The sequence below is a fragment of the Rhizobium redzepovicii genome (assembly GCF_019793435.1).
GTDB lineage: Bacteria > Pseudomonadota > Alphaproteobacteria > Rhizobiales > Rhizobiaceae > Rhizobium > Rhizobium redzepovicii.
In genome coordinates this window covers 59,961-86,518 of the sequence record NZ_JAILYH010000022.1, presented here as the reverse complement: position 1 = coordinate 86,518, position 26,558 = coordinate 59,961, and the positions used below count along the sequence as shown (strand labels likewise).

29 protein-coding genes are annotated in these 26,558 nt (G+C 62.7%); 13 read left to right on the top strand and 16 right to left on the bottom strand.

Annotated features, from left to right (window positions below; genetic code table 11):
• Window positions 1-137: 137 nt before the first annotated feature.
• A complete protein-coding gene (gene serB / locus K6N12_RS28815) occupies window positions 138-1,028 on the bottom strand; it encodes a phosphoserine phosphatase SerB (protein WP_097629304.1) in 891 nt (296 codons plus the stop codon).
• Here serB and miaA point away from each other — a divergent pair.
• The gene (gene miaA / locus K6N12_RS28810; protein ID WP_179867183.1) at window positions 1,027-1,923 is read left to right on the top strand and encodes a tRNA (adenosine(37)-N6)-dimethylallyltransferase MiaA; all 897 of its coding nucleotides are present in this window, start codon (window positions 1,027-1,029) and stop codon (window positions 1,921-1,923) included. The genes serB and miaA overlap by 2 nt on opposite strands.
• A 2-nt stretch (window positions 1,924-1,925) precedes the next feature.
• Here the strand turns inward: miaA and pdxR are convergent, their stop codons facing one another.
• Window positions 1,926-3,422, bottom strand: coding sequence for a MocR-like pyridoxine biosynthesis transcription factor PdxR (gene pdxR, locus K6N12_RS28805; protein WP_179867180.1), 1,497 nt, complete (start codon window positions 3,420-3,422; stop codon window positions 1,926-1,928).
• 96 nt (window positions 3,423-3,518) lie between these two features.
• Here pdxR and K6N12_RS28800 point away from each other — a divergent pair, with 96 nt between their 5' ends.
• Both K6N12_RS28800 and K6N12_RS28795 read left to right on the top strand, forming a co-directional pair.
• The gene (locus K6N12_RS28800) at window positions 3,519-4,133 is read left to right on the top strand and encodes a LysE family translocator (RefSeq protein ID WP_097629307.1); all 615 of its coding nucleotides are present in this window, start codon (window positions 3,519-3,521) and stop codon (window positions 4,131-4,133) included.
• 20 nt (window positions 4,134-4,153) lie between these two features.
• A complete protein-coding gene (locus K6N12_RS28795; RefSeq protein ID WP_097629308.1) occupies window positions 4,154-5,068 on the top strand; it encodes a dihydrodipicolinate synthase family protein in 915 nt (304 codons plus the stop codon).
• On the opposite strand, the gene K6N12_RS28790 is transcribed toward K6N12_RS28795, so the two are convergent.
• Window positions 5,053-7,077: an ATP-binding protein gene (locus K6N12_RS28790; RefSeq protein WP_097629309.1), complete on the bottom strand. Its 2,025-nt coding sequence runs from the start codon at window positions 7,075-7,077 to the stop codon at window positions 5,053-5,055. The two genes, K6N12_RS28795 and K6N12_RS28790, sit on opposite strands and share 16 nt — an antisense overlap.
• Window positions 7,078-7,401: 324 nt before the next feature.
• On the opposite strand from K6N12_RS28790, the gene K6N12_RS28785 reads away from it, so the two are divergent.
• Together K6N12_RS28785 and ilvN are read left to right on the top strand one after the other, a co-directional pair.
• The gene (locus tag K6N12_RS28785) at window positions 7,402-9,192 is read left to right on the top strand and encodes an acetolactate synthase 3 large subunit (protein WP_097629310.1); all 1,791 of its coding nucleotides are present in this window, start codon (window positions 7,402-7,404) and stop codon (window positions 9,190-9,192) included.
• A 68-nt stretch (window positions 9,193-9,260) separates the two neighbouring features.
• A complete protein-coding gene (gene ilvN / locus K6N12_RS28780) occupies window positions 9,261-9,833 on the top strand; it encodes an acetolactate synthase small subunit (RefSeq protein WP_097629311.1) in 573 nt (190 codons plus the stop codon).
• A 40-nt stretch (window positions 9,834-9,873) separates the two neighbouring features.
• Here ilvN and K6N12_RS28775 read toward each other — a convergent pair whose 3' ends face one another.
• Window positions 9,874-10,722 carry an aldo/keto reductase gene (locus K6N12_RS28775; RefSeq protein WP_097629312.1) on the bottom strand — a complete coding sequence of 283 codons (849 nt, stop codon included), beginning with the start codon at window positions 10,720-10,722 and terminating at the stop codon, window positions 9,874-9,876.
• A gap of 149 nt (window positions 10,723-10,871) precedes the next feature.
• On the opposite strand from K6N12_RS28775, the gene K6N12_RS28770 reads away from it, so the two are divergent.
• Entirely contained in the window at window positions 10,872-11,465 is a 594-nt protein-coding gene (locus tag K6N12_RS28770; RefSeq protein WP_097629313.1) for a LysE family translocator, read from the top strand.
• Here K6N12_RS28770 and K6N12_RS28765 read toward each other — a convergent pair.
• A complete protein-coding gene (locus tag K6N12_RS28765; RefSeq protein WP_097629314.1) occupies window positions 11,457-11,933 on the bottom strand; it encodes a DUF2269 family protein in 477 nt (158 codons plus the stop codon). The genes K6N12_RS28770 and K6N12_RS28765 overlap by 9 nt on opposite strands.
• Window positions 11,933-13,207, bottom strand: a complete 1,275-nt coding sequence (locus tag K6N12_RS28760) for an SDR family oxidoreductase (protein WP_097629315.1) — start codon at window positions 13,205-13,207, stop codon at window positions 11,933-11,935. The genes K6N12_RS28765 and K6N12_RS28760 overlap by 1 nt, the downstream gene beginning before the upstream one ends.
• A 396-nt stretch (window positions 13,208-13,603) precedes the next feature.
• Between K6N12_RS28760 and nthA the strand changes: the two genes are divergently transcribed.
• The 3 genes from nthA to K6N12_RS28745 are packed head-to-tail and all read left to right on the top strand — an operon-like array spanning window position 13,604 to window position 15,217.
• Window positions 13,604-14,203, top strand: coding sequence for a nitrile hydratase subunit alpha (gene nthA / locus K6N12_RS28755; RefSeq protein WP_097629383.1), 600 nt, complete (start codon window positions 13,604-13,606; stop codon window positions 14,201-14,203).
• Window positions 14,200-14,859, top strand: coding sequence for a nitrile hydratase subunit beta (gene nthB, locus K6N12_RS28750; RefSeq protein ID WP_097629316.1), 660 nt, complete (start codon window positions 14,200-14,202; stop codon window positions 14,857-14,859). The genes nthA and nthB overlap by 4 nt, the downstream gene beginning before the upstream one ends.
• Window positions 14,846-15,217 (top strand): nitrile hydratase accessory protein, encoded by a 372-nt coding sequence (locus K6N12_RS28745; protein ID WP_097629317.1) that lies wholly within the window; start codon window positions 14,846-14,848, stop codon window positions 15,215-15,217. Before nthB ends, K6N12_RS28745 begins: the two co-directional genes overlap by 14 nt.
• A gap of 97 nt (window positions 15,218-15,314) precedes the next feature.
• On the opposite strand, the gene K6N12_RS28740 is transcribed toward K6N12_RS28745, so the two are convergent.
• Genes K6N12_RS28740 through K6N12_RS28730 form a run of 3 tightly spaced genes read right to left on the bottom strand, consistent with a single transcriptional unit; the run spans window position 15,315 to window position 17,018 of the window.
• Window positions 15,315-16,097, bottom strand: a complete 783-nt coding sequence (locus K6N12_RS28740) for an anti-sigma factor family protein (protein ID WP_097629318.1) — start codon at window positions 16,095-16,097, stop codon at window positions 15,315-15,317.
• A complete protein-coding gene (locus K6N12_RS28735) occupies window positions 16,094-16,609 on the bottom strand; it encodes an RNA polymerase sigma factor (protein WP_097629384.1) in 516 nt (171 codons plus the stop codon). Before K6N12_RS28735 ends, K6N12_RS28740 begins: the two co-directional genes overlap by 4 nt.
• A gap of 28 nt (window positions 16,610-16,637) precedes the next feature.
• The gene (locus K6N12_RS28730) at window positions 16,638-17,018 is read right to left on the bottom strand and encodes a COG4315 family predicted lipoprotein (RefSeq protein ID WP_097629319.1); all 381 of its coding nucleotides are present in this window, start codon (window positions 17,016-17,018) and stop codon (window positions 16,638-16,640) included.
• A gap of 264 nt (window positions 17,019-17,282) precedes the next feature.
• On the opposite strand from K6N12_RS28730, the gene K6N12_RS28725 reads away from it, so the two are divergent.
• Complete coding sequence (locus K6N12_RS28725) at window positions 17,283-17,771, top strand: RrF2 family transcriptional regulator (RefSeq protein ID WP_097629320.1); 489 nt, start codon at window positions 17,283-17,285, stop codon at window positions 17,769-17,771.
• Between the two features lie 28 nt (window positions 17,772-17,799).
• Here K6N12_RS28725 and K6N12_RS28720 read toward each other — a convergent pair whose 3' ends face one another.
• The 4 genes from K6N12_RS28720 to K6N12_RS28705 form a co-directional block, all read right to left on the bottom strand.
• Complete coding sequence (locus K6N12_RS28720) at window positions 17,800-19,278, bottom strand: mechanosensitive ion channel family protein (RefSeq protein WP_097629321.1); 1,479 nt, start codon at window positions 19,276-19,278, stop codon at window positions 17,800-17,802.
• A gap of 95 nt (window positions 19,279-19,373) precedes the next feature.
• Window positions 19,374-19,790, bottom strand: a complete 417-nt coding sequence (locus tag K6N12_RS28715) for a cupin domain-containing protein (protein WP_097629322.1) — start codon at window positions 19,788-19,790, stop codon at window positions 19,374-19,376.
• Window positions 19,791-19,852: 62 nt separating this feature from the next.
• Complete coding sequence (locus tag K6N12_RS28710) at window positions 19,853-20,608, bottom strand: SDR family oxidoreductase (RefSeq protein ID WP_097629323.1); 756 nt, start codon at window positions 20,606-20,608, stop codon at window positions 19,853-19,855.
• A gap of 69 nt (window positions 20,609-20,677) precedes the next feature.
• Window positions 20,678-21,157, bottom strand: coding sequence for a carboxymuconolactone decarboxylase family protein (locus tag K6N12_RS28705; RefSeq protein ID WP_003593481.1), 480 nt, complete (start codon window positions 21,155-21,157; stop codon window positions 20,678-20,680).
• Window positions 21,158-21,289: 132 nt separating this feature from the next.
• Between K6N12_RS28705 and K6N12_RS28700 the strand changes: the two genes are divergently transcribed.
• Both K6N12_RS28700 and K6N12_RS28695 read left to right on the top strand, forming a co-directional pair.
• Window positions 21,290-22,216 (top strand): LysR family transcriptional regulator, encoded by a 927-nt coding sequence (locus K6N12_RS28700; protein WP_097629324.1) that lies wholly within the window; start codon window positions 21,290-21,292, stop codon window positions 22,214-22,216.
• Window positions 22,217-22,286: 70 nt separating this feature from the next.
• Window positions 22,287-23,414 carry an ATP-dependent DNA helicase gene (locus K6N12_RS28695; protein ID WP_003593484.1) on the top strand — a complete coding sequence of 376 codons (1,128 nt, stop codon included), beginning with the start codon at window positions 22,287-22,289 and terminating at the stop codon, window positions 23,412-23,414.
• Between the two features lie 79 nt (window positions 23,415-23,493).
• Here K6N12_RS28695 and K6N12_RS28690 read toward each other — a convergent pair whose 3' ends face one another.
• Both K6N12_RS28690 and K6N12_RS28685 read right to left on the bottom strand, forming a co-directional pair.
• Complete coding sequence (locus K6N12_RS28690) at window positions 23,494-24,186, bottom strand: MerR family transcriptional regulator (protein ID WP_097629325.1); 693 nt, start codon at window positions 24,184-24,186, stop codon at window positions 23,494-23,496.
• A gap of 173 nt (window positions 24,187-24,359) precedes the next feature.
• On the bottom strand, window positions 24,360-24,563 hold the full coding sequence (locus K6N12_RS28685) for a hypothetical protein (protein ID WP_131711353.1): 204 nt from the start codon (window positions 24,561-24,563) through the stop codon (window positions 24,360-24,362).
• Window positions 24,564-24,641: 78 nt separating this feature from the next.
• Between K6N12_RS28685 and K6N12_RS28680 the strand changes: the two genes are divergently transcribed.
• Window positions 24,642-25,394, top strand: a complete 753-nt coding sequence (locus K6N12_RS28680; RefSeq protein ID WP_097629326.1) for a pyridoxine 5'-phosphate synthase — start codon at window positions 24,642-24,644, stop codon at window positions 25,392-25,394.
• 210 nt (window positions 25,395-25,604) lie between these two features.
• On the opposite strand, the gene K6N12_RS28675 is transcribed toward K6N12_RS28680, so the two are convergent.
• Window positions 25,605-26,492, bottom strand: coding sequence for an SDR family oxidoreductase (locus K6N12_RS28675; protein WP_097629327.1), 888 nt, complete (start codon window positions 26,490-26,492; stop codon window positions 25,605-25,607).
• Between the last annotated feature and the right edge of the window lie 66 nt (window positions 26,493-26,558).

The following is a 26,558-nucleotide window of genomic DNA, read 5'->3' as shown; positions in this document are numbered from 1 at the left end:
ACTTGGGCGCGCTGCATCCCTGTGACGAGCACAGGGATGAGGAGATTGGGGTAAGCGTCGCGCCAATTTTTATGCCGACGCGTCGGATTGTGACCGTGTTTGGTTTAGCAACCGTTCGGAGATGGTGAGTTAAACATTCAACCCGTTACAAAATCCGTCTTCCGATACCCCTGGATGTAGAGCAGCGCCGTCAGGTCGCCGTGGTTGATGCGCATCTGGGCCTCGGCGGCGACGGCGGGCTTGGCGTGGAGGGCGACGCCGGCACCGGCGACGTGCAGCATGCCGAGGTCGTTGGCGCCGTCGCCGACGGCGATCGCATCGTCAGGCGAAATGCCGAGCTGAGCCGAAATTTCGTTCAGCGCATCGACCTTCGCCTGCTTGCCGAGGATCGGTTCGGCGACGAAGCCGGAGAGGATGCCGCCGTCTTCGAGCAGCATGTTGGCGCGGTTCTCGTCGAAGCCGAGGGTGGCGGCGATGCGGCTGGTGAAGACGGTGAAGCCGCCGGAGACGAGGGCGGTGTAATGGCCTTTCGATTTCATGGTGGCGATCAGTTCCGGCCCGCCCGGCGTCAGCGTAATGCGCTTGGCGATCACTTCGTCGACCACCGATATCGGCAGGCCCTTCAAGAGGGCGACGCGCTCACGCAAAGCGGGCTCGAAGGCGATCTCGCCGTTCATGGCGCGGGCGGTGATCGCGGCGACCTTCTCCTTCAGGCCGACTTCGGCGGCAAGTTCGTCGATGCATTCCTGGCCGATCATCGTCGAATCCATGTCGGCGATCAGCAGTTTCTTGCGGCGGCTCTCCTGCTCCTGGATGACGAGGTCGATCGGCGCGCCTGATATGACGGCAAGAATATCGGCCTCCGCCGCGGGCGCATCCGTGCCGTCACGCAGTGCGATGTCGCAAGCGATGCCGTCTGCCAGCCAGTAGAGGCCGGAAGCGTTCACCGCTTCGGCCGCCCGTTCGGCGATCTTGGGTGTCAGCACGGGATTTGACGGATTGGCAACAAGCGTGGCAACGAGAGCCATGATGGAAAACCTTCTGAGCACAGTGAACGCGATCCTGATAACCGGGCCGACCGCCAGCGGCAAGTCCGCGCTCGCCGTCGAACTGGCAAAGCGCCATGACGGCGCGGTCGTCAACGCCGACAGCATGCAGGTGTACGACACGCTGCGGGTGCTGACCGCGCGCCCGTCGAAAGAGGAAATGCAGGGTGTGCCGCATCATCTCTACGGCCATGTTCCGGCAGGCGCCGGCTATTCCACCGGCACCTGGCTGCGCGATGTCTCGGCGCTGCTGCCGGCGCTCAGGGCCGCCGGCCGGCTGCCGGTCTTCGTCGGCGGTACCGGGCTTTATTTCAAGGCGCTGACCGGTGGGCTCTCCGATATGCCCGAGATACCGGAGGCGTTACGGGAGGAGTTGCGGGCGCGGCTGCTGGAGGAGGGGCCGGAAGGGCTTCATGCCGAGCTCGCTGAGGCTGATCCCGCCATGGCGGCCAGTTTCAACCGCCAGGACGGGCAGCGCATCGTCCGGGCGCTTGAAGTGTTCAAGGCGACGGGACGGTCGATCGCCGATTTCCAGGGCCGGTCGGGACCGGTGGTGATCGACGCTGCCCAGGCTCGCAAGATCGTCGTGCTGCCGGACCGAGCGGTGCTGCATCAGCGCATCAACGGGCGTTTCGAAAAGATGCTGGACCAAGGCGCGGAAGGCGAGGTGAGGGCGCTGCTTGCGCTCGACCTGCCGGCCGAGGCGCCTGTGATGAAGGCGATCGGAGTCTCGCAGATCGCGGCGATGCTGAAGGGCGGGATGACCCGTGACGAGGTGCTGGAGAAGGGTGCTGCGGCGACGCGGCAATATGCCAAGCGGCAAATGACATGGTTCCGCAACCAGATGGACGACAGCTGGGAACGGCTGACGGCTTAGGCTCAGCGTTGGACTTCCACTCCGAAGATCTGCAGCTCCAGCAATTTGACGAGTTTGCCAACCGCCGCCTGTAAGTGCTCCGGCAGAAATCCGCCGAAGCCCAGCATCAGGCCGGGGGGCGCCGCCTGCGCGGCATACATCGGGGAGATCGCGCGAACCGCGAGGCCGGCCGACAGGGCACGGGCTGCGAGCTTTACGTCGTCGGTCCCCTCGGGCAGCCATAGAAGAATGTGCATGCCCTGATCACTCGGCTGAATGCGGCAGCCGTCCGGCAAGGCCCGCTCGAGCGTTGCGAGCAGGACTGCGCGGCGTTCGGCATAGAGGCCGCGAATGCGGCGGATATGCGCTTCGAAATAACCCTCCCTCATGTAGGCGGCCAGAACGTGCTGTTCTGCGGTCGGCGCGTGCCGGTCGAGAATGGCGCGGGCGCCCGCAAAGGCTTCTGCGAGCGGAGGAGGTGCGATGACGTAGCCGAGGCGCAGTGATGGAAAGAGCACCTTGCTGAAGGTGCCGAGATAGACGACGCGGGAGGGACGCAAGCCCTGCATCGAGGGGAACGGATGTCCGGCATAACGCAGCTCGCTGTCATAATCGTCCTCGACGATCCAGGCGCGGTTCCGATCGGCCCAGGCAATCAAGGCATTGCGCCGCGCCATGCTGAGCGGCATGCCGACCGGATATTGATGTGAGGGGGTGACGAAGGCGGCGCGCGCTTGCGGGCAGAGTTCGAAGCCGCGTTCGACGTTCATTCCCTGTGCGTCGACCGGGATGCGGTGCGTCTTGACGCCGAGATCGTCGAGCACCGCCGTCAGCCCCGGATAGGCCGGGTCCTCGGCCCAGACCGGATCGTCGCGCGACAGCAGGACCCGGCCCGCCATATAGAGGCCTTGCTGGGTGCCCGACGTGATGATGACCTGTTCCGGCTCGCAGCGAACGGCCCGCGCGCGTCGGACGTGTTCGGCAATGGCGACCCGCAGCTCGAACAGGCCCATCGGATCTTGATAGCTCGCGGGAGCTGCCTGTTTCGACGTGCGTACGCGATTGCCGAGGCGGCGCCAGTTGTCGTCGGGCGCGATGCCGGCAGCAGGGACGGCGATGGCAAAGGGAATGGGCGGGTGAGGGGTGAGCGCGCGGGCTATGGCGATGAGCCGCACCGCCGGGGAAGGCAGGTCGATGGCATCCGCTCCCGACGGCATCGCCGGTGCGGGCAGGGGTGTTGTTGTCGTATCTGTCAGAGCGGCGGCGACCCGGGTTCCGGCGCCGATCTTCGCTTCGAGATAGCCCTCAGCGGTCAGCTGATCGAATACGTCGACGACGGTGCCGCGGGCGATCTTCAAGGAAACCGCGAGGGAACGCGTCGAAGGGAGGCGCTCACCGGGCCTCAGTTCGCCGCGCGAGATTGCGCTCCGCAGAGCTTGGGCCAGGTGGCGGCCGACATTGACCGTTCGGTCGATCGCGTTGAGCGACGGGATTTCGATGGTGCTGCGCCGTTTGGGCATTGTAAAGTGGTCCATGAATATTTTTGAAAATGGCGCTTCAAGATGGACCAATTTGCGCGGAGAAGGAAGCGAATTGGATGCTTCCGGAAAATGGAAATGCAGGATCTCCTCGTCGTCTATATCGCCTATGTCATCGCGGCCGGCAGTCCCGGCCCCAGCAATATGGCGATCATGAACGTGGCGATGAGCCAAGGGCGGCGACCGGCTTTGGCGCTTGCCGCCGGGGTCATTACGATGTCCACGTGCTGGGGACTGATCGCGGTCACGGGCATTTCGACGCTCCTTGTCCGCTATGCTCATGCTCTGCTCATCCTCAAGGTCATAGGTGGGCTTTACCTCCTTTGGCTCGCCTGGAGGGCGGCTCGCTCGGCGGCTGCCCCGGATAGATCGGCAAGCGTGGTCGTCCGGCCCGCCGCGCAACTCGGAGCACTGTATCGCCGCGGTATTCTGATGCATCTCGGAAACCCGAAGGCGGTTCTGGCCTGGGTGGCGATCATGTCGCTCGGCCTCAAGCCTGGCGCTTCGCCCGAGATGGCCGTCACCGCGTTCGGCGGCTGCGTGCTTCTCGGGATCGCGATATTTTCCGGTTATGCGCTGCTGTTCTCGACGGCGCCGATGGTGCGCGGCTATGCGCGGGCGCGCCGCTGGATCGAGGGAAGCCTCGCCGTGTTCTTTGCGGGTGCCGGATCGCGCCTGCTGTTCTCCCACTGACCGCTTTTCAGGATCGTATCATGTCTTCAGTGTCTCCGTTTCATGGCCTTTCGGCCTTTCCGCTAACGCCCGCCGACATCAATGGCCGGGTGGTCACGGAAGCCCTCTGCCGCCTTCTCGAGCCTCTGTGTGACGCCGGCGTCACCTCCATCGGCCTTCTCGGCAGCACCGGCATCTATGCCTACCTCACGCGCGAGGAGCGGCTGCGTGCCGTCAAGGCGGCGGTCGAATGCGTTAAAGGACGTGTTCCCATCGTCGTCGGGGTCGGGGCTCTCCGGACGGACCACGCCCAGGATCTGGCCAGGAATGCCGAGGCGGCCGGCGCGGATGCGCTTCTGCTGGCGCCCGTATCCTATACGCCGCTGACCCAGGAAGAAGCCTACCAGCACTTCCTCGCGGTCACCAAAGCGGCGCCGCTGCCGCTCTGCATCTACAATAATCCTGGCACCACCCACTTCACCTTCAGCCGTGAGCTTCTGCAGCGCCTTTCCGACATCGAGGCGATCCGGGCGGTGAAGATGCCTCTGCCGGCCGACGGCGATGTGCGGGGGGAACTTGCGGCATTGCGCGGGAAGACCGATCTTGCGATCGGCTATAGCGGCGATTGGGGCGGGGCCGAAGCGCTGCTCTCAGGCGCCGATGCCTGGTACAGCGTCGTCGGCGGCTTGCTGCCTCGCACGGCCCTTGCCCTGACCAAGGCTGCGATGGCAGGCGACCGCAATGAGGCGCGCAGGCTCGATGGGCTGCTTGAGCCGCTTTGGAAGATGTTCAAGGAATTCGGAAGCATCCGTGTGGTCTATACGCTGGTCGAGCATGTTTTGTCGGCCCAATCAGAGCTGCCGCGGCCGCTCTTGCCGCTCGCTCCGACGGAGCGGCAGCGTGTGCTCGACGTTACCGAGCCGCTCACGGCTTTGGAGCATCAATCCTTGTTGTAAAGGCTGCTCAGCGGCTTTTTCAGAATGCTTTCGCGCAGCGACGGGCCAGGCTCCCGGCGGGTGACCGCGGGCTGATCGGCCGGAGGCGCCGGCCGCGGAAAGACCGGTTCCTCGCGGCGCATCTCGCGGCGGAGCGCGTCCAGCCGGGGATCGGTCGCCGGCGGCGCGGCGGGGTCGAGCCGTGGGGTCTGCGGCAGCAGTTCGCGCCGGTAGGATTCGAGCGGCGCGGACGAGGGGGCAGGCGGAGTATTCGGCTTTGCGTCGATTTCCTCGTCGGCCGCATCAACCTCGTCGAGGGCTGCCGCTGAGGCCGCATAGCTCTGTTGGAAATTCGAAATGTCGGGTCCAACGGTGACTGCGCGCATGCGGGTGACGATCTTGCGCAGATCGACCGTATCCGGATCTTCCTCGCTGTGCTTGCTGTTGGCGCTGGCAGCCTTCGGTAACAGTTTTTCGTCGACGCGGGAAAAGCGCATGCGCATCGGCACGCTGATCGCCTCGCCGAAAGCAATCGCCTCGCCGTTGCCGATCGAAGAGATGAAGCTCGTCGTCGAGATCGACGAATTCGGGATCGCCGAGCGGATGATTTCCTGGTCGCGGTCGTTGGCGAGGCGCATGGCAAAGAGCGTCGAGCACTGCGACAGGATCGTCTGATCGAGTTCGCCCGGCCGCTGCGTGATGATCCCCAGCGAGACGCCATATTTGCGGCCTTCCTTGGCGATGCGGGCGATCGCCTGGCGCGTTGGCACGAAGCCGAGCGTCGGATCGGAAGGGATGTAACGGTGGGCTTCCTCGCAGACGACGAGCATGTGGATGGCGCCGTCGCTCCAGAGCGCCACCTCGAAGGCCATGCGGCAGAGCACTGAGGCGACGGAATTGACCACCTCGGAGGGAATGCCGGCCAGCTGGAAGGTACAGATCGGCCGGTTTTCGCCAGGAATGCGGAAGATCTGCGCAATGGTCTCGGTGATCGTGTCGCTGATCGTGTTGTTGGAGAACATGAAGTGATAACGCGGATCGTTGATCGCAGCGATCAGGCGCATCTTCAGCGAACGCAGGGAGGGCTTTTCGGTGCGACCTTCCAGGCGGCCGATGCGCTCGTCGATCAGCGCCAGCAGGTCGGCCATGCGGTAGGGAACCGGCGTATCGGCGGTGATCGAGCTCTTTTCCGTCGTGCGGCGTACCAACGAGTTGTCGCTGCCGCGGAAGGCGCGCTTGGCCTCGGGCAGGATATCGCGCAGCATGTCGAGCTCTTCCGGCACCGGCGGGCGGCCGCGAAAGACGACTTCGGCAAATTCTTCCAGCCGCATCAGCCAGAAGGGCAGGTCGAGCGTATCGGTATCGATTGTGACGGCGTGCTTGGGAAAGGCGGCGGCGAATTCGTTATGCGGATCGAGGATCAGAACACGCAGTTTCGGATCCGCCGCGATCGCCTTATGCAGCAGCAGCGACACGGCGGTCGACTTGCCGACGCCGGTGGAGCCGACAACGGCGAAATGCTTGGAGAGCATCGATGGGATGTGGATCGCCGCATCAATGCTTTCGTCCTGGGTCAGCTTGCCGATGACGGCGGTCGTGCCTTCTCCGGCATCATAGATGCGCATCAAATCGGCGGCGCGGATGCGGTGGGCGATAGCGCCGAGATAGGGATAACGCGAAATGCCGGTCGAGAATTCCTCGCGGCCGTCCTCATCGACACGGACTTCGCCGAGCAGTTCGGTTTCGATCTTGAAATTGTTGTCCTCGCCTTCGCCCCAGGCATGGCTGCCGGTGTTCATCTGATAGACGAGGGCAACGACGCGGTTGCGGCCGACGCTGATCGAAATCAGCCGCCCGACGGACCAGAGTTCGGTCAGATCGGTGCCGCCTTCTTCGGCGACGGCGGCAATCGTCGCCCGCGAGCCGCTGCAGGCAACGACGCGGCCGAGAAAGCGATTTCCCGGCGCATGGCCGTCGCGTCGATCGTGCTCGCCTGCCTTGCCAGACACGCGCAAGTCGTTGTTGAGCAAAGGGCTACTCCCTGCAATGGGGCTTGATAATAAAGTCCATCCTTTAACAAATCCTTCAAACCATGGTTTTTAGAGGGTAAAGGAGCGCGCATGGATTTTTATTGCGGCATGCGTTGACGCTGCGAAATTTTCTGTCTATCACTTCCGACCATGAAAATCGCAACGGCTCTTATCGTGGTGGGAAAGCGCATGGGCAGGATGGTGTAACCATCCGGCGGTAGCCACCCATGCGCTAGATGACAGGCTCCTCCGGGGCCTTTTTTTATGCCCGAAATTCGGGCTTCCGGCCACAAACGCAAATCCCAGCATAAACGGAACAGACAGATGAGCACGGACAATCAGGCGGCAGGCAATCGGATGACGGGAGCGGAGATCGTTCTCAAGGCGCTGAAGGACAACGGCGTCGAACATATCTTCGGCTATCCCGGCGGCGCGGTCCTGCCGATCTATGACGAGATCTTCCAGCAGGAAGAGGTCAAGCACATCCTCGTCCGCCACGAGCAGGGGGCAGGTCATGCGGCCGAGGGTTATGCCCGCTCCACCGGCAAGGTCGGCGTCATGCTGGTCACCTCGGGTCCAGGCGCCACCAATGCAGTCACGCCGCTGCAGGACGCGCTGATGGATTCGATCCCGCTCGTCTGCCTGACCGGTCAGGTTCCGACGCCGCTGATCGGCTCCGACGCCTTCCAAGAATGCGACACGGTCGGCATCACCAGGCCCTGCACCAAGCACAACTGGCTGGTCAAGGACGTCAACCAGCTCGCTGCTGTTATTCACGAGGCCTTCCGCATCGCCCAGTCCGGCCGTCCGGGTCCGGTCGTCGTCGATATTCCGAAAGACGTGCAGTTTGCCACCGGCACCTACACGCCGCCCGCCGATTACGCGATCCAGAAGAGCTATCAGCCGAAGATCCAGGGCGACCTCAACCAGATCCATGCGGCGATCGAGCTGATGGCGACAGCGCGTCGTCCGATCATCTATTCCGGCGGCGGCGTCATCAATTCCGGCCCCGAGGCTTCCAAGCTGCTGCGCGAACTGGTCGAGCTCACCGATTTCCCGATCACCTCGACGCTGATGGGCCTCGGCGCCTATCCGGCTTCGGGCAAAAACTGGCTGAAGATGCTCGGCATGCACGGCTCCTACGAGGCCAACATGGCGATGCACGACTGCGACGTCATGGTCTGCATCGGCGCTCGCTTCGACGACCGCATCACTGGCCGCCTCAACGCCTTTTCGCCGAACTCGAAGAAGATCCATATCGATGTCGATCCCTCTTCGATCAACAAGAATGTCCGGGTCGATATCGGCATCCGCGGTGATGTCGGTCATGTCCTCGAAGATATGGTCCGCTTGTGGCGGGCGCTGCCGAAGAAGCCGGAGAAGAACCGTCTCGAAGACTGGTGGACCGATATCGCCCGCTGGCGGGCGCGCAACTCCTTCGCCTACACAAGGAGCAACGATGTCATCATGCCGCAATATGCGCTGGAGCGGCTCTATGCGCATACCAAGGACCGCGATACCTACATCACCACGGAAGTCGGTCAGCATCAGATGTGGGCGGCGCAGTTCTTCGGCTTCGAGCAGCCTAACCGCTGGATGACTTCGGGCGGCCTCGGTACGATGGGCTACGGCCTGCCGGCCGCGCTCGGCGTGCAGATCGCCCATCCCGACAGCCTCGTCATCGACATTGCCGGCGATGCCTCGATCCAGATGTGCATCCAGGAAATGTCGGCGGCGATCCAGCACGATGCGCCGATCAAGATCTTCATCATGAACAACCAGTATATGGGCATGGTGCGCCAGTGGCAGCAGTTGTTGCACGGCAACCGGCTGTCGAACTCCTATACGGAGGCGATGCCCGATTTCGTCAAGCTGGCGGAAGCCTACGGCGCCGTCGGCCTGCGCTGCGAAAAGCCGGATGAGCTGGACGACGCCATTGTCGAGATGATCGAGGTCAGGAAACCGGTCATCTTCGATTGCCGAGTTGCCAATCTCGCCAACTGCTTCCCGATGATCCCCTCGGGCAAGGCGCATAATGAAATGCTGCTGCCTGATGAAGCCACCGACGAAGCGGTCGCCAATGCGATCGACGCCAAGGGCCGCGCGCTCGTCTGACATTTTTAATTGCGCATAATCCTTTCCGATTTCGGGGTTATGCGGCAGGGAAGAGGAAACTCAAGACCATGAACGCACACCTACAGCCCACGGGCTCCGCTTACTTCATCTCGCCGGAAACGGCGGCGATCGAAAGCCATACGCTTTCCATTCTCGTCGACAACGAACCGGGCGTTCTTGCCCGGGTCATCGGCCTGTTTTCCGGTCGCGGCTACAATATCGAGAGCCTGACGGTCTCCGAGACCGAGCATCAGGCGCATCTTTCCCGCATCACCATCGTCACACGCGGCACACCGCACGTGCTGGAACAGATCAAGGCGCAACTCGAGCGTATCGTACCGGTGCACCGCGTCGTCGATCTGACGGTGCGCGCCCGCGAACTCGGCCAGGACCGGCCGATCGAGCGCGAGGTGGCGCTGGTCAAAGTGATCGGCGAGGGCGAGATGCGCGCCGAGACGCTGCGCCTTGCCGATGCCTTCCACGCCAAGGTCGTGGATGCGACCGTCGGTCACTTCATCCTTGAGATCACCGGCAAGTCGTCCAAGATCGACCAGTTCGTGGCGATCATGAAGCCGCTCGGCCTGATCGAGGTCTGCCGCACCGGCATCGCCGCGATGAACCGCGGCGCGCAGGGCATGTGAGCCGGGCACGCACCACAACAGTGCTGAAAGCCGCTGGAGGTCAGAGCATCTCCAGCGGCTTTTTCTTTGCCGGCGGCGGGAAGGCGGCGTCGAGCGCCTGCCAATCCACGTCGGTGATCTCAAGCGAGACGCAGTCGCGATTCTCAGCCGCGCGGGCGGCATTCGACGTTTTCGGGATGACGATGACGCCGTCGCGTTCCAGCAGGAAGGCGAGCGCCAACTGGGCGGGTGTTGCCTGATAGGCCTTGGCGATGCGGATCAGCTCGGGATGATGCAGGATGTGCCCCTGCTCGATCGGCGAATAGGCCATGACCGGAATGCCGCGGTTCTGGCACCAGGGCAGGAGGTCGAATTCGATGCCGCGGCGGGAGAGGTTGTAGAGCACCTGATTGGCGGCGACATTGGCACCGTCGGGCACGGCTAGCAGTTCCTCCATGTCGCCGGTGTCGAAGTTGGAGACGCCCCAGGCGCCGATCTTTCCGGCGGCCTTCAGCATTTCGAAGGCCGCGACGGTCTCGGCCAGCGGATGGCTCCCGCGCCAGTGCAGGAGATAAAGATCGATGCGGTCGGTGCCGAGCCGCTCCAGGCTGTGCTCGCAGGCTTCGATTGTGCCTTTCAGGCTGGCATTCCAGGGATAGACCTTGCTGACGATGAAAACCTCGTCGCGCCGTCCCTTGATCGCCTGAGCGACGATCTCCTCGGCGCCGCCGTCGCCATACATTTCGGCGGTGTCGATCAGTGTCATCCCCAGATCGATGCCGGCCTTGAGGCTTTCGATCTCGGCCCTGGCATGGCCGGCATCCTCGCCCATCGCCCAGGTTCCCTGGCCGAGCGCCGGCACTTCCGCGCCGTTCGGAAATCTGACGAAGGGAATTGGGTCGTCCTGCATGGGTCTTTTCCTGGGAAAGAGATTGGGCCGCGCCGCCATCTTTCAAGTAATCCTGTCACCATGACAATGATGTAATGGCATCGCCGATTTAGGGCAGTTATGCTGACCTAAATAAACGGCCTGCGGGAAAGCCGGCCCCGGGAGGTCGCATGCCGCTGGATACGTTTCTCGCCCTTGTACTCTTTGCCTTCACGACGTCGATCACGCCGGGGCCGAACAATATGATGCTCTTCGCATCGGGCGTGAATTTCGGCTTCCGCAGAACGATACCGCATATGTTCGGCATCGGTGTCGGCTTCTTCTCGCTGCTGATCGGCGTCGGCCTCGGGCTCGGCGCCTTGCTGCATACCGTTCCTGTCGTCTATTCGGCGTTGAAATTTGCCGGCGGCGCCTATCTCGTCTGGATCGCCTGGAAGATCGCCTCATCGCGATCGATCAGTGAAGGCAAGAGCGCTGTCAGGCCGATGTCTTTCTTTTCGGCGGCGGCCTTTCAGTGGGTCAATCCGAAAGCCTGGGTGATGGCGGTCACCGCGATGGCGACCTATACCAATCCCGAGCTCTATCTCGGCAGCGTGCTTCTCGTCGGCCTCGCCTTTGCGGCGGTCAATGTGCCGAGCGTTTCGACCTGGGCAGGCTTCGGCTCGGCGCTCAGGGAATGGCTTTCCGATCCGGTGCGGCTGAAATGGTTCAATATCAGCATGGCTGTACTTCTGGTGGCGAGCCTCTGGCCGATGTTAAAATAGGGTGATCGACGGTTTCGTCAGCATCAGCCACAAAATGCCGATGACGGCAAAGAAGGCCGGAAAGCCGCAGGCGAACCAGATGCGGTAGAGGCTGAAATAGGCCGGCGGCAATGCGCTTCCGGACTTTGCTGCGACACGGGCGAGATCGCGCAGCCGGATCTGGATCCAGACGACCGGCAGCCAGAACAGGCCGGTGACGATATAAAGCAGCAGCGACAGCGCGATCCAGCCTTCCGACAACTCCCAGCCGATTGCCCGCGCCAGCAGATATCCGGTTACGGGCTGGAAAATGGCGGCAGTTGCGGTGAAAATCGTATCGGCAATGACGACGGTTCCGGCGACATGGGCGACTAGGACGGGATTACGCGTGCGATGCGCCATCACCATGAAGAAGGCGATGCCGGCGCCGGTGCCGAAGAGCACGGTCGCGCCGATGACGTGGGCAAGCAGCAGCCACTCCTCGAGCATCAGCGTTCATCCAGGGTGGCAAGGGCCGTCAGCGTCAGTAAGATCGACGGCAGCACCTTTACGAGGGGACCGAGCGGGTCGAGCCAGAGCGTCGGTTCGAGCAGGCTGGCGCCGGCGAGATAGGCGAAAGAGACGGCGAGCATGCCGAGAAGAGCGCGTTTGGCGAGCGGACGGACAAGCACGGCAGCGCCCAGCGCCACGTCGATGAGGCAGGTCGCAAGCGTCAGCGCCGTGGCCGTGGACTCCGGCATGAACGGCAGGAAATGGGCGGATGTCTTCTGCAACGCCAGCAGCGGGATCAGGCCGGAGAGCAGCCAGAAGGCGGAGAGCCCCGATATGACGAGTGGTTTCAGCAGGTAGAGCCGGGCAAACCAGAGATCCTGCACGCCGGATGGATTGGCTGATAGGGTTGCCGCAGCGGATGTCGCGACGAGGCCGCTTTCTCCCTTTACGCTTCGTATGCCCTCCGACATGACTGTCATCGCCGTCGAGCGCAGCGGCGAGCGCCAGCCGAGCAGCCCTGCGACATCGGCAAGCCACATGACGGGCTTTGCAAGCCACGGCGCAAGGGAAAAGACGCGGGCGGGCGGGAGGCCCAGCCATTGCCGGTGAAGGCTGACGAGATCGGCAAGCGTAAGGATCTCGTCGGCTGCGAGATTGATATCACCGCAGAGGCCGACTGCAACCGCCCGCGACACGGCTTCCGCCACATCGTCCACCGACAACGTTTCGACCGGGCTTTCGGCATGGACGAGCGGCAGCGCCAGGGGGAGGGCGGCAAGCGCCCTGAGCAGCGACGAACCGCCATGGGCATTGCGGCCGAGAACGAGGGCAGGGCGCAGGATGAGGCAAGGCAGGCCGCTTGCCGCCAGCGCCTCGTCGGCCCGGCGCTTGGTGGCGAGGAAGGGCAGGTCGCCCGCCGCGCCGGCCGTCCTCGCCGATATCTGCACGATTAGCGGCTGCGACCCGCGTTTGGCTGCGGCATAGAGCGCCAGCATAGCTTCGGCTTGCGTGGCCGCCAGATTGTCCGAGAGGCCGTCCTGCAGGGCGCCGGCGCAATTGACGACGGCATGCTGGCCGTTGAGGATCTCGTCCCAGTCGTCCGCTTTCGTCATATGTGAGAGATCGGCCCGGCGCCAGTCGATCGCCGGCTGCTTTGGGCGGGCACGCATGGGGTTGCGGCCGAGCCCGGTCACGGCATGCCCATCAGCGACGAGCCGGGCCGCGACGACGGAGCCTATGAAGCCGGTTGCACCGAGAATCAGAATGTTCATGGCGGGAGATTAGCGGAAAAGTTTGAGTGGGATAGGAGGGCTTGGCGGGCTTGTGGTGTGTGGTAGAAGGAGGAAGCGGAGGATACTGGATGGCGAGACGTTGCCCACGATTCCCCTTCTCCCCAGCGGGGAGAAGATGCCGGCAGGCAGATGAGGGGGTGAGCGGCACTGCCGCGAATGCACGGAGCGCAAGCAAAGGGCAACAATGACGGGCATGCCGTGCGGCCCCCCATCCGACCCTTCGGGACACCTTCTCCCCGCTGGGGAGAAGAGGAGGAGCGAGTCCGCGCGCATTGAGGAAACAGGACGGCCGATTGCCGTTTGGAGGACATTGCCTTGAACGACGATCACGACCACGACCACCACGATCATGCCCACGACAACCACTACTCCGACATGCAGGCCCGCGTCAAAGCCCTGGAAACGCTGCTGACGGAGAAGGGGCTGATCGATCCGGCGGCGATCGATGCGATCGTCGAGACTTATGAGACGAAGGTGGGGCCGAGGAATGGGGCGCATGTCGTCGCCAAGGCCTGGAGCGATGCCGATTTCGCCGAGTGGCTGAAGCGCGATGCGACGGCGGCGATTGTGAGCCTCGGTTACACCGGCCGGCAGGGCGAGCACATGCGCGCCGTCTTCAACACGGCAGAGACCCATAATCTCATCGTCTGCACGCTCTGCTCCTGTTATCCCTGGTCGGTGCTCGGGCTGCCGCCGGTGTGGTACAAGGCGCCGGCCTATCGCTCGCGCGCCGTCATCGATCCGCGCGGCGTGCTTGCCGAATTTGGGCTGACGCTGCCCGAGGAAAAGAAGATCCGCGTCTGGGATTCGACGGCGGAACTGCGTTATCTCGTTATTCCCGAGCGGCCGGACGGCACGGACGGAATGAACGAGGCAGCACTTGCCGGCCTCGTCAGCCGCGATGCGATGATCGGCACGGCAATCGCAGGCAGCGCGAAGATTTCAGCTGCCGGCAGCCCGGAGGCTCTTCCATGAACGGACCGCACGATCTCGGCGGGCAGATGGGCTTCGGGCCTGTCGCGCCTGAGAAAAACGAACCTTATTTCCATGCCGAATGGGAAAAGCGGGCACTCGGCATCACGCTTTCCTGCGGCGCTTTCGGCGCATGGACGATCGATGAAAGCCGGCATGCACGCGAAAACATTCCGCCGGCCGATTATCTCGCCGCCAGCTATTACGAGATCTGGATCCGCGGCGTCGAGACGTTGCTCGCGCGGCACGGTTTTGCGACGCGCGAGGAGCTGTTGTCCGGCCGCAAGCTGCAGGAGGGCGCCGCGCCGAAACGGGTGCTGAAGGCGGAGATGGTGCCGGGCGCGCTGGCGAAAGGCGGGCCTTGCGATCGTCCTGTCGAAACCGCACCGCTCTTTGCTGTGGGCGAGGCGGTGAGGACGAAGAATTTCAATCTGGCCACCCATACGCGGCTGCCGCGATATGCGCGCGCCAAGACGGGTGTCGTCGAGGCGGTGCAAGGGGCTTTCGTCTTTCCCGACGACAATGCGCATGGCCGAGGCGAAAATCCGCAATGGCTCTATACCGTCGTCTTCGGCGGCGGTGAGATCTGGGGCGAGGGAGCGGATCCGTCGCTAACGGTCTCCATCGATGCGTGGGAGAGCTATCTTGAGCGTTTGTGAGACGCCGTCTCAGCTGGCGCAATCGCTTGGGTTGCCGAAGTCGCCCGAAGGTGATCCGGTTTTTCCCGAGCCTTGGACGGCGGACGCGTTCGCCATGACGGTGCATCTGCATGAGAAGGGGCTGTTCGCGTGGAGCGAATGGGCCGAGGCCCTGTCCAAGGAGTTGCATAAGCCCGGCCGCGCTAGGGATGGCAGCGATTATTTCGACTGCTGGGTGGCGGCTCTTTCCGAACTGCTTGTCAGCCGCGGCGTAGCGGATGCATCCGTCATCCTCGACCTGCAGCAGAGCTGGCAGCGGGCCGCCGAAGCCACGCCACACGGGCAGCCGATCGAACTTGCCAACGATCCGCTGCGCTGATCTGTGGAGCGGTTCAACGGAAGCGCAGAACCGCTCTAGTCTTTTGTTTTACGCAATTCCGGACGGAAAACCGCTTCGCACTTTTCCTGGCGTTGCTCTAGGACGGAAACTGTCTGTAGCATTCCTCGGCCACACCCCGCAGGGTTTCACGCGAGATTTCGCCGGTGACGGCATAGCCGAGTTCGCCGTCGATCCAGTAGAAGGTTTCGAGATTGCCCGAGGAGGCGAAGCGAAAGCTCGTCGTGCGGTTTTCCGTGTTGCGGCCGACAATGACGGTCAGGCGTTCGCCCGCCTGGTTCTCATACATGAACATGGCGCCCGGCCTGTCATCGACCGGCAGCAGGCGGCCGCCAACCAGCTTAAAGCCGAGCGATTGCAGGTTCGGGATCTTCAGGTTCTGGATGGCGAGGCGCTTGCCGAGCCAGGTGGCGAGATGGGCCTCCTCGTCGGCGAAGACCTCGACCGGGTGGCGAACCTCGGCGGCGTAGACCATGAATGCGGTCTCGGCCTGTTTCGGCAAGGTTTCTGAACCGGTAAGCTGCAACGCCGGCCTTTCCAGCAGTGCCGGGCCATAATGGCCACTGACGGTGCCGAGCGCAAAGACGACGAGGGCCGCGGCGGCAATCGCCCAGCGTTTCGGCGTAGAGGAGACGGCACGTGTGGGGGCGACGAGCAGTGGGTCGGTGTCCTTTGCCTTCTCGTAACCGGCAAACAGCGATCGGATGCCCGTGTTCTGCGCCTGCCATTCGGCCACCAGCGCCGCTTCGTCGGGATTGTCGGCAAGATAAGCCTCGATGCGAGCGCGTGCCATTTCGGGCAGCTGACCGTCGGCAAAGGCGTGGAGATCGGCTTCGGTGACGATCGGATTGGTTTCGTTCATTTCGGTCTCCGAAGCGTAATGACGTTATCGGCCTTCAGCCTCTCGGCGACGCGCAGGCGGGCGCGCGACAGCCGGGACATGACGGTGCCGATGGGAATGTCGAGGGAAGCGGCGACCTCGCTGTACGTGTATCCTTCGATGACGACGAGCATCAGCACGGCTCGGTGCTCCTCCGAAAGGCTGTTCAGCGCGTTATCGAGCCGCGCACGCTCCAGCGGATCGGCCGGCGGTTCGGGAGCGGCCATGTCCCCGGCGGCGTCAAGCTCGACCAGGCCGTCGCGCGCCTTGCCGCGCCGGCCGTTGCGGTAGAGATTGGTCATAATGGTCAGGACCCAGCCGCGCAGGTTGAGGCCGCGCCATTGGCCACGGCGCGCCAGCACCTTTTCGACACAGTCCTGGAGCAGATCCTCGCCATCGGCATCCGAGCGCGTCAGGCTGCGCGAATAGCGCCTGAGCGAGGGAAGGAGGGCCAGGATCTGGCCCTCGAAACTTTCAGGTGCGGGTGTTTTCACGCCAGCCGCTTTCTGATGAGCAAGGCGATCAAGGCTTGGCAAGCTCCCAGTTGCCGCCGACTCCATCGCCAGTAATGTCGCCCGCCTTCTTGTCCTTGACCCAGTAATACAGCGGCATGCCGTCCTTGGCCCATTGCTTCTTGCCATCCTTGCGGTCGATGATCGAATATGCACCATCGGCCTTGGCATCGGAAGCGGCCATCAGCGGCGGCCAGTTTTTGGCGCAATCGTCATTGCAGTTGGAAACGCCCTTGGCGTCCTTCTTGAAGGTGTAGAGGGTCATGCCGTTGTCGCCGGCAAGAACCTTGCCCTTGGCGGATTCGACTTCCTTGACGGGAGCGGCTGCGAAAGCAGCGGTCGCTGCGAGGGCTGCTGCGGCCACGACGGACAGGAATTTCACGGATTTCATGATGTCTCTCCTCAGGTTGGGCACGCAATTTTGCGGTACCTGACATGAGACACGAGACGAGGCGGTATTATTCCGCATGCAGGCAAAGTTTTATCTTGGGCGGGTGATCATTCGCTGTGAGGGATTGTGCCGCCGGCACGAATGTAAAGAAATTTCAACTCACGCAACACGCTGCTTTTACGGGTCGTTTACATCATTTCAATTTGCGGATATGATGTATCCTTAATTCCTATTCGCAGAATCAGCCATCACGCGAGTTGCTGAATGATCCTGAAAAGCCAGGTCGAGTGGGCGCTCCACTGTTGCGCCATTCTCGCGGGCCTGCCCGAGGGCAGGTATCTCTCCACCAAGGCGCTCGCCGAGCTTCATGGCCTGCCGAAGGAATATCTCTCCAAGGCGCTGCAGAGCCTTTCGCAGGCATCGCTGGTCGATACCACGCTCGGCCCGAGCGGCGGTTACCGGCTTGCCAAACCGTCCTCCGAGATCAATTTTCTCGACATCGTCGAAGCGGTCGAGGGCAAGGCGCGCAGCTTCACCTGCACGAACATCCGCGACAACAATCCTTGCCGTCCGGCAGGCTATTGCGACAGCAAGCCCTGCGCAGTCGCCCGCGTCATGTGGGAAGCCGACGAGGCATGGCGCAATACGCTGCGGCGCGTCCGGCTTTCCGATCTGGTCGGCACCTTGTCCGAGGAAGTGCCGGCCGAGCTTTGGCAGAGTACCTTCGAATGGGTGCTCAAGCGCGCCGGCTGATTACAGGGCCGCGCGTCTTATTATCGTGCTAGCCCCTGAAGATTGTCCTGATGGTTTTCAGAATGGCGTGCGCGCTGTGGGCGGGTTCCGGGGGGAGTGCTGCGTCGCGAAAGCGCTCCGCGCGGCTGGCGAGCTCTTCGGCGATTTCTTCCGCCAGCGCCGGACGCTGGTTCAGCAACGGAGCGAATGCCTGTTGATCGATTTCATAGACCGTCACCGGGGTCAGAGCCTCGAGCGTGCAGACTTCCTGCATGCCCGCGAGCAGCCCGGTCTCACCGAAAAAATCACCTGGTGCGAGCCGCCCGCGTTCCCCATCGCCGTGCCGCGCTGCAATAATGCCGGCCCGCACCATCATCAGCGACGGCAGCATTTCCCCCTCCCGCACAATCACGTCGCCCTTGCGGAATTCACGCACGGCAGTGGTCTCGGCAAGCTTCTGCTTTTCATCTGCCGTCAGCGTCGCAAAGATCGGAATGGCCTCGATGAGTTCGAGCGGCGTCACCCGCGGCGGTCGAGCGCTCTCTTCGGTCGGCAGATCGCCCGTCAGCACCGAGGCCGCCGCCGGAACGGCGAGAAGCAGGCCGGCCGATTTGCAGTGGCGATAGACGAGATCGAGCACCTCGTTTCGCGCCTGGACACGCCGGCTCGGGCTCGTCACCCGGAACTGCAGCTCGACTTCGAGCGCGGTGGCGTCCAGCCCCTTTAGTGCGACGACCGGCGGCGGGTCGCGCACGATCGAATTGCAGCTCGTCAGCGCCGATAACATGACTTGGCGGACCGATGCCGGCATCCGTGTCGGGGCGATGCGGATGGTGAGGACAAGGAGATGGCTCTCGTCCGGCCGGCTGACATTCGTCAGGCCGAGCTTGGCGAGAAAACTGTTCGGCAGAACGACGATATTGTTGGCGCTGGTTAGGATATGCGTCGCGCGCCAGTTGCTCTCGACGACGCGCCCTTCCGTGCCATCGCTCAAAAGAATCCAGTCGCCGATGACATAAGGCCGGCCGAGTGTCAGCGCGATGCCGGAGAAAACGTCGGCGAGCGTGTTCTGGAGAGCAAGGCCAAGAATGATAGCGACTACGCCCGAGGTCGCAACGAGGGTCCCGATTGGCACGCCGAAGACGAAGGCCAGAACCGACAGGGCCATGCCGATATAGACGACGCCGATGACGAGATCCTGCAGCAGGCGAGCCTCTCGGGGGCTGCCTTCCAGCACCAGATACAGCCTGATGAAACCGATGAAAGCCCATGCCAGGTGAATCCACCAGAGCGTCTTCGCGACAATGACGAGCAAAGCCTGCGGATCCTCGGACCCATAACCTTGAAACCGGTGGGGTTCGATGCCGCTGCCGACGAGGATCAGCGTCATCACGCCAAAAAAGACGATCTGCACCACCAGACGCGTCGTCGGCCGCTGGCGGGACAGCAGGTGCCAGACGACGATTCCGGCGAAGCCGACTGTTATCAGTGATATCAGAGGCTTGCCGAAGAGCGCGTCATAGATCATCTGTCTCGGTTCTCCGGGGTGAGCGGGCGGCCCATGATCGAGCATGTCGGCCGTCCGCGCAAGCATCGGCCCCGCGCGGACGGGTTTGGCGGCCCTTACTTCTTGAGGGGATAAGTCAGCTCTTTCTGGTCGGTGTCGACGACGAAGACGGCGAGCAGGCGGGCGGGCTTCGTCTCGCTGCCGTTGGCGCTGACGCCGTGGCGGTCGCCCGGCATTTCGGAGAAACTCTCGCCGGCATGATAGACCTTGACCGGGCCGTCATTGACCTGGCTGCGGATCGCGCCTTCGAGCACGGTGGCGTAGATGAAGGCGGAGTCCGGATGAGTATGGCCGTCGGAGAAGCCGCCCGGGCCGTATTCGACCAGCACGCCCTTGATGCTCTTGCCCGGCACGTTCGGAAGTTCGTGCTCGTAGACGAGGGTGACCTTGGCAGATTTGCTGTTGTCGTTAGCGCCGGCGCCGGTGGCCGCCAGGCAGGTGAGGGCGGCGGCAAGGATCGATGCTCTGATCATTGGAATCTCCATCTTTGCTGGTGTGGGAGGACGCGCCCCAGTGGTCGCGCCCCGGGGCAAGATCACTTCGACTGGGCGGATTTTGCGAACCATTCTTCGAAGCTGATCGAACCGAGCCGCGGGTTGTTGTCGGAAACAAGCGACTGGTCGTTGAGCCGGACGCCGAAATATTTTGCTTCCGGATCGGCCTCGACGGTGCGCGGGTCTTTCATCGCCTTCAGATATCGGGCGACGAGTTCGCTCAAGCGGGCCCGTTCCGGACCTGATATTTCGATCGTGGCGTTGGCGGGGGCCGACAGCGCCACGTCAGCCATGGCATCGGCGACATCGTCGGAGGCGATCGGCTGCACATAGGCCTGCGACAGGCGAACCGTCTGGCCGACCGTGCCCGACTGGGCGATGCCGCCCAGGAATTCCATGAACTGCGTCGAATGCACGATGGTATAGGGAATGCCCGACGCCTTGATCAGCTTTTCCTGGGCGAGCTTGCCGCGGAAATAGCCGCTGTCCTGTAGCCGCTCGGTGCCGACGACGGAGAGCGCGATATGGTGCTTCACGCCGGCAGTCTTCTCGGCGGCGAGAAGATTGCGCCCCGAGGTCTCGAAGAATTCGAGGACGGCTTTGTCTTCGAAGGACGGCGAATTGGCAAGATCGAGGACGACTTCCGCGCCCTCAAGCGCCGCTGCCAATCCTTCTCCCGTGATCGTATTGACGCCGGAATTCGGCGAGGCGGCAATCACCTCATGCCCCTTTAGGCGCAGGCGTTCGACAGTCTTCGAACCGATGAGGCCGGTTCCGCCGATGACGACGATTTTCATAACAGATCTCCGTTCGCTGCCGGAGGTGCGGCAGCGTCAAAGGTGAATCTTCTCAATGAATTGTGAGGGTTAGTTCAAGCCGGCCTTGTCGAGGCCGTACGCCTTGTCGGCGGAACCGGGGACGGTCTTGAAGCCGACATTGACGCGGTTCCAGGCATTGATCGCCATGACGACGAAGGTCAGATCGGAGATTTCCTTTTCGGAAAGCTGGCCGCGAACCCGTTCGTAAATCTCGTCGGGAATGCCGCCTTCTGGAAGTTTCGTCAGCGCTTCGGTCCAGGCAAGGGCTGCCCGCTCGCGCGGGACGAAGAGGTTCGATTCCCGCCAGATGGCGACGTGATGGAGCCGCAGTTCCGTCTCGCCGTGGATCTTTGCCTGCTTCACATGCATGTCGAGGCAAAAGCCGCATCCATTGATCTGGGAAGCGCGGATCTCGATGAGGGCCTGAAGCTTCTCGTCGATCACGCTGCTGCGCAATGCCATGCTGAATTCCATGAACTTCTTGAAAAGCTCGGGGGACTGCTGGGCGTAGTTCAATCGCTGGGTCATGTCGTCTCTCCGTTAATTAAGGATATCTGATATCCTTATGGATGAAGGATATCCTTAATTGCTGGACTGTAAAGCCATTCCAGCCTAGTCTGTCTGCATAAAGCCTATGCACAAAAGTATGAGGGGGCAGAGATGGATATCGTTTCGGCATTGCGGACCTTCCAGCGCGTCGTGGAGACGGGCTCGTTTTCGGCGGCGGCACACGATCTCGACGTGACTCAGCCGGCGGTCTCGCGGCAGGTCGCGGCCCTTGAGGGGCATTTCAACACGCGCCTCCTGCACCGCACGACGAGCGGCCTGTCGCTGACGGCGGAGGGGGAGCGGATGCTGCCGATGGCGCTCAGAATTCTCGAAGCGGTGGAGGAACTCGGCGATGCCACCGGATCGGACGGCGTCATGGCTTCCGGGAAGGTCAGGCTCAGTGTTCCGGCACCGCTCGGCCTCTATCTGAGCGAGCGGCTGGGCTATCTTCTCGCCGCCCATCCGAAACTTTCAGTCGAACTGCTCTTCAGGGAGCAGAGCTCCGATATGATCGAGGAGCGCCTCGACCTCGAAGTGCGCCTCGGTTCGGTCGCCGACAGCAGCCTCGTCTGCCGCCGGATCGGCTGGACGACGGCCTTCCTCGTCGCCTCGCCCGCCTATCTCGCGCGCAAGGCGCCGCCGCGGACGCCGAAGGACATCAAGGACCATGAATGCCTGTGCTACAACAGGGCGGGCGATGCCGCGACATGGTCGTTCTCCAACGGCTCCGAAGACCTTTCGATTCGGATCTCGCCGCGGCTGACCGCCTGCAGTGCCGTCGCCATTCACAGAGCAGCCCTTGCCGGTGCGGGACTGGCGGTGCTCTCCCATATCATCGCCGGGCCCGATATCGCCGCCGGCCGGCTGATCCCCGTGATGGAGGATTTTCAGCCAAGCCGGCTGCCGATCACCGTCGTCTATCCCTCGAGACGGAACATGCCGCTGCGCGTCAAGACGGTTCTGGATTTTCTGACCGATGCCATCGGGCGGGACCCGTCGATGTGCGCGAGCGGCATGGACCGGCGCTGGGAGGGATGATCATCCCGCTGGGCGATTTGCGGTTTTCCGCCTTGCCTAACGTCCGCGAATCCTGCCAAGTCCTCCGATCATGCAATTTGCGCCGCAACAAGATGAAGCCCTCAAGGCTGTTTCGAAATGGCTGAATGAAGGGCGCTCGCCACTCTTCCGCCTGTTCGGCTATGCCGGGACGGGAAAGACGACGCTTGCCAAGCATTTCGCCGAGAATGTCGACGGCGACGTGCTGTTTGCCGCCTTCACCGGCAAGGCGGCACAAGTGCTGCGCTCGCGCGGCGCCTCCAACGCCAAGACGATCCATTCGCTGATCTACCGGCCACGCGGCGAGGAGGCAGTGGAGGACGAAGAGACCGGCAAGACCTCGATCGCGCCGATGTTTTCGATCAACCGGCAAAGCCCGGTCGCCAAGGCGGCGCTGATCATCGTCGACGAATGCTCGATGGTGGACGAGGCGCTCGGCAAGGATCTGATGAGCTTCGGCACGCCGATCCTGGTGCTCGGCGATCCCGGCCAGTTGCCGCCGGTCAGCGGCGGCGGATACTTCACCAATCAAGATCCGGATTACCTGCTGACCGATATCCACCGGCAGGCGCGCGACAATCCGATCATCAAGCTCGCCATGCAGGTGCGTGAGGGCAATGAGGTGATGTATGGCGATTACGGCACGGCCAAGGTGATCTCGAAGAACGAGGTTACGCAGGATCTCGTGATGAAAGCCGACCAGGTGCTCGTCGGCACCAACAGGACGCGGCGGCGCTATAATCAGCGCCTGCGCGAGTTGAAAGGCTTTAATGCCGAGTATCCGCAGACCGGCGACAAACTCGTCTGCCTCCGCAACGATCCGGCCAAAGGCCTGCTCAACGGCTCGCTCTGGCAGGTGATGACCTCGTCCAAGGAAACGACGAAGCCCGGCATCAATCTGCTGGTCCGGCCCGAAGACGACGACATGGATCGGGGCGCCGCCAAGATCAAGCTCCTGAAACAGGCCTTCGAGGATGTCGAAGGCGAAATCCCCTGGAACACCCGCAAGCGCTACGACGAGTTCGACTACGGCTATGCACTGACCGTTCACAAGGCGCAGGGTTCGCAATGGAACGACGTCGTGCTCTTCGACGAGAGCTGGGCGTTTCGCGATACGCGGGAACGCTGGCTTTATACGGCCATCACACGCGCGGCGGAGACGCTGACGATCGTGCGCTGATAGGATTGGCGGGAGGCGACGGTGGCGGCCGTCGAGAGCGTGGGCCAGGCTTGCCCGCGGTGCAGTCAGGCGTTCAAGGTTATGCCTGCACGATGCCGAGCAGAACGGCCTTGGCGATCGCCTGGAAGCGGTTGTTGGCGCGGAATTTCAGGATGATTGCGGCTTCGAGATCCCTCGTCTCATCATGCTTCAGATCGAGCGCCCGGGCGATTCGCTGGGTGGAATAGCCCTCCGCCATCAGTTCCAGGCAACGCCGCTCCTGCGGGGTCAGGCTTGCGCTGTCCTGGTTGTCGTTGAGCGGCGGCTCTTCGACACTGTTGTCGTAATCCAGAAGGTCGCCCACCTGCTGGAGCTGGCGGTGCAGCGTCGACATCTCTGCAGTCAGCTCGCGCTTGCGCACCTGCAGCGCCTCGCGGAACATCGCTTCGGCCCTTTCCTGCGAATCGGCCTTGCGAAGCTCGTCCATCAATTCCTGGATGACGGCGATCGGCATGCCGGTCTCGCGGCAGACGGTGATCACAGCCATGCGCATCACGTCGTCCTGGCCGTAGACCCGCATCAGCCCGATTCGATTGGCAGAAATCAACCCCTTTTCTTCGTAGAAATGCAGTGTCCTGTGCGTAACGCCGAATGCGTTGGCCATATCGGCGATTGGCACCGGACCGTCCGGTAGATCCGGCGGCAGCGCGGCCGAAGGCAGAAACCGGTATTTCGACCGGACCTCCGAAGCGATACCGGCGGCAGCAAACAGGCGTTTGGAACCGTCTGGCATGAACCCTCCTAGGGCATCGTGTTGCACCTCATGCGGATTTGCCAGTTGCTTCCCAGGCGCGGCGAGTGGGGTTTTCCTCTGGGCGTTCTTGTCATTGGGAAAGAAGCAGTACGCGGCCTACGTTTACGCGATACAATGTCCACGTTATGCGTGAACGATCTCTTTTATAAGTGCTAAAAATAATCTCTTTTAAATGGGATAGCAACGTAAGGGCATATTTTGCCGGCACGCCTTCTGTGCTGCAGCAAAACATGTGCTGCGCTGCCGCATGATCCGGCCATCTTCGGAAGGTAGCGGGAATTACTGTTTGCGCTACGCTTGCCGTCGATGTTCGATTGAAATGCTTGGGTTTCATCAACGTCCGGCATCGCATCCATCTGCGAATCTCGTTGGCCATTGCAGAGCACTTGGCTTAAAGCAGGGCATCCCGTTTCCGTGACCGATGGATGCCAGCCATGCCCGCCAAGCTCTCCGTGAACCTCAACGCCGTCGCCATGCTGCGCAACCGGCGCGACCTGCCCTGGCCGAGCGTCGAAGCGCTGGGGCGAATCGCCCTTGCGTCAGGAGCGAGCGGCCTGACGGTGCATCCGCGCCCCGACCAGCGCCACATTCGCTTTTCCGACCTGCCCGTGATCCGCAATCTGATCGATGACGAATTCCCGAACGCCGAGTTCAACATCGAAGGTTATCCCACGGAGGAATTTTTTGACCTCTGCGCCGGAGCCGCGCCCGAGCAGGTGACGCTGGTGCCTGACGATCCCGCGCAGGCGACCTCGGATCACGGCTGGGATTTCCGCAAGCACCGGGCATTTCTGACCGATGCCGTCGCACGGCTGAAGACGATGGGATGCCGGGTGTCGCTGTTTGCCGACGGAGACGGGGATGCTGAAGCCGTCGAGATCGCCAAGGCCGTCGCCGCCGACCGGATCGAACTTTATACCGGTCCCTATGGCGGCTGTTACGATGCGCCGGAACGGGCGGCCCCGATTCTCGAAGCGCTCGGACGGACGGCGGATGCGGCGCTGGCGATCGGCCTTGCCGTTAATGCCGGCCACGACCTGACGGTCGCAAACCTGCCCGATCTGGTGAAGCGCATTCCGGCGCTTGCCGAGGTGTCGATCGGCCATGGGCTGACCGCCGATGCGCTGGAATATGGCATGGCCGAGACGGTCAGGCGGTTCTGCAGGGCGTGTGGGCAGAAGGTTTGATCGCGACTCACTCAATTTGCCGCGAGGGAAGAGTGCCCTGCGCCCAAGGACTTGGGCGCGCTGGATTCCTGTGCTTGTCACAGGAATCCAGCCACGGCACGTCCCGCCGTGAATGACTCCTCTGCAATGAGGAGCTTCTTCCACTCAAGGATCAAGCATGCCGTGCCCCCGTCCTCAGGTGAAATCCGAGGAAGGGGGCAAGCCTCGGTCTCAAGCCGTCAAAGCAGCCTTATGCGCCACGAAGAAATCCTTCAGCGATTGCGGCCGTTTGCCCGTCAGCTTGGTGAAATCCTCGGTGACGATGTCGAACTTACCGGCGCGGATGTTGGCGTCGGCCGACACCAGCATGTCGGCGACGAAGCCGGGGAGGCCGGCACCGCGCATGCCCTGACCGAGCTGTTCGTCATTGACGTCGACCACTTCGAGTGGCTTGCCGGCGGCTTCGGCGGCGATGCCGGCGATCTGGCGGTTGTCGAGAGACACCGCACCGGTCAGCGTGTAGGTGGCGCTGTCCGATGTGCCGGAGGCAAGGACGGCGGCGATCGCCAGGGCGCAGTCGTCACGCGAGATCGTCGAGACCTTGCCGTCGCCCGTGGCGCTGTACCATTTGCCGCCCTGCAGGTTGTGCGGCATGCTGTGCAGGTAATTGTCGTGATACCAGGCGTCGCGGATGATCGTGTAGGCGAGGCCGCTCGCCTTGATGGCGTTTTCGCTGCCGAGATGATCAGGCGCGAAGGTGACGAGCGAATCGTCCGGCGCCGGCATCGAGGTATAGGCGATGTGCTTGACGCCAGCCTTGGCGGCAGCGGCAACGGCCGCCTTGTGCTGGGCGAGGCGTTTGCCGGGGGTATCCAGCGCATCGGTGCTGATGATCAGCAGGCGGTCGACGCCGGCGAACGCCTTCTCGAGGCCTGCCGCGTCATCGAAATCGGCCTTGCGGGTGATAACGCCCCTGTTTGCGAGTTCGGCGAGCTTTTCCGGGTTGCGCGTCGCCGCGATGATCTGGCCGGGGGCGACCTTATAGGTCTCGATGAGGTGATGGATGATGCGCTGGCCGAGCTGTCCGGCGGCGCCGGTGACCAGGATGGTTTCGCTCATAAGTCGGTTCCTTCTATGCTCGATAGGTAGTCTCAAAAAGAGAGCAGCACTAGAATAGGAATTGAC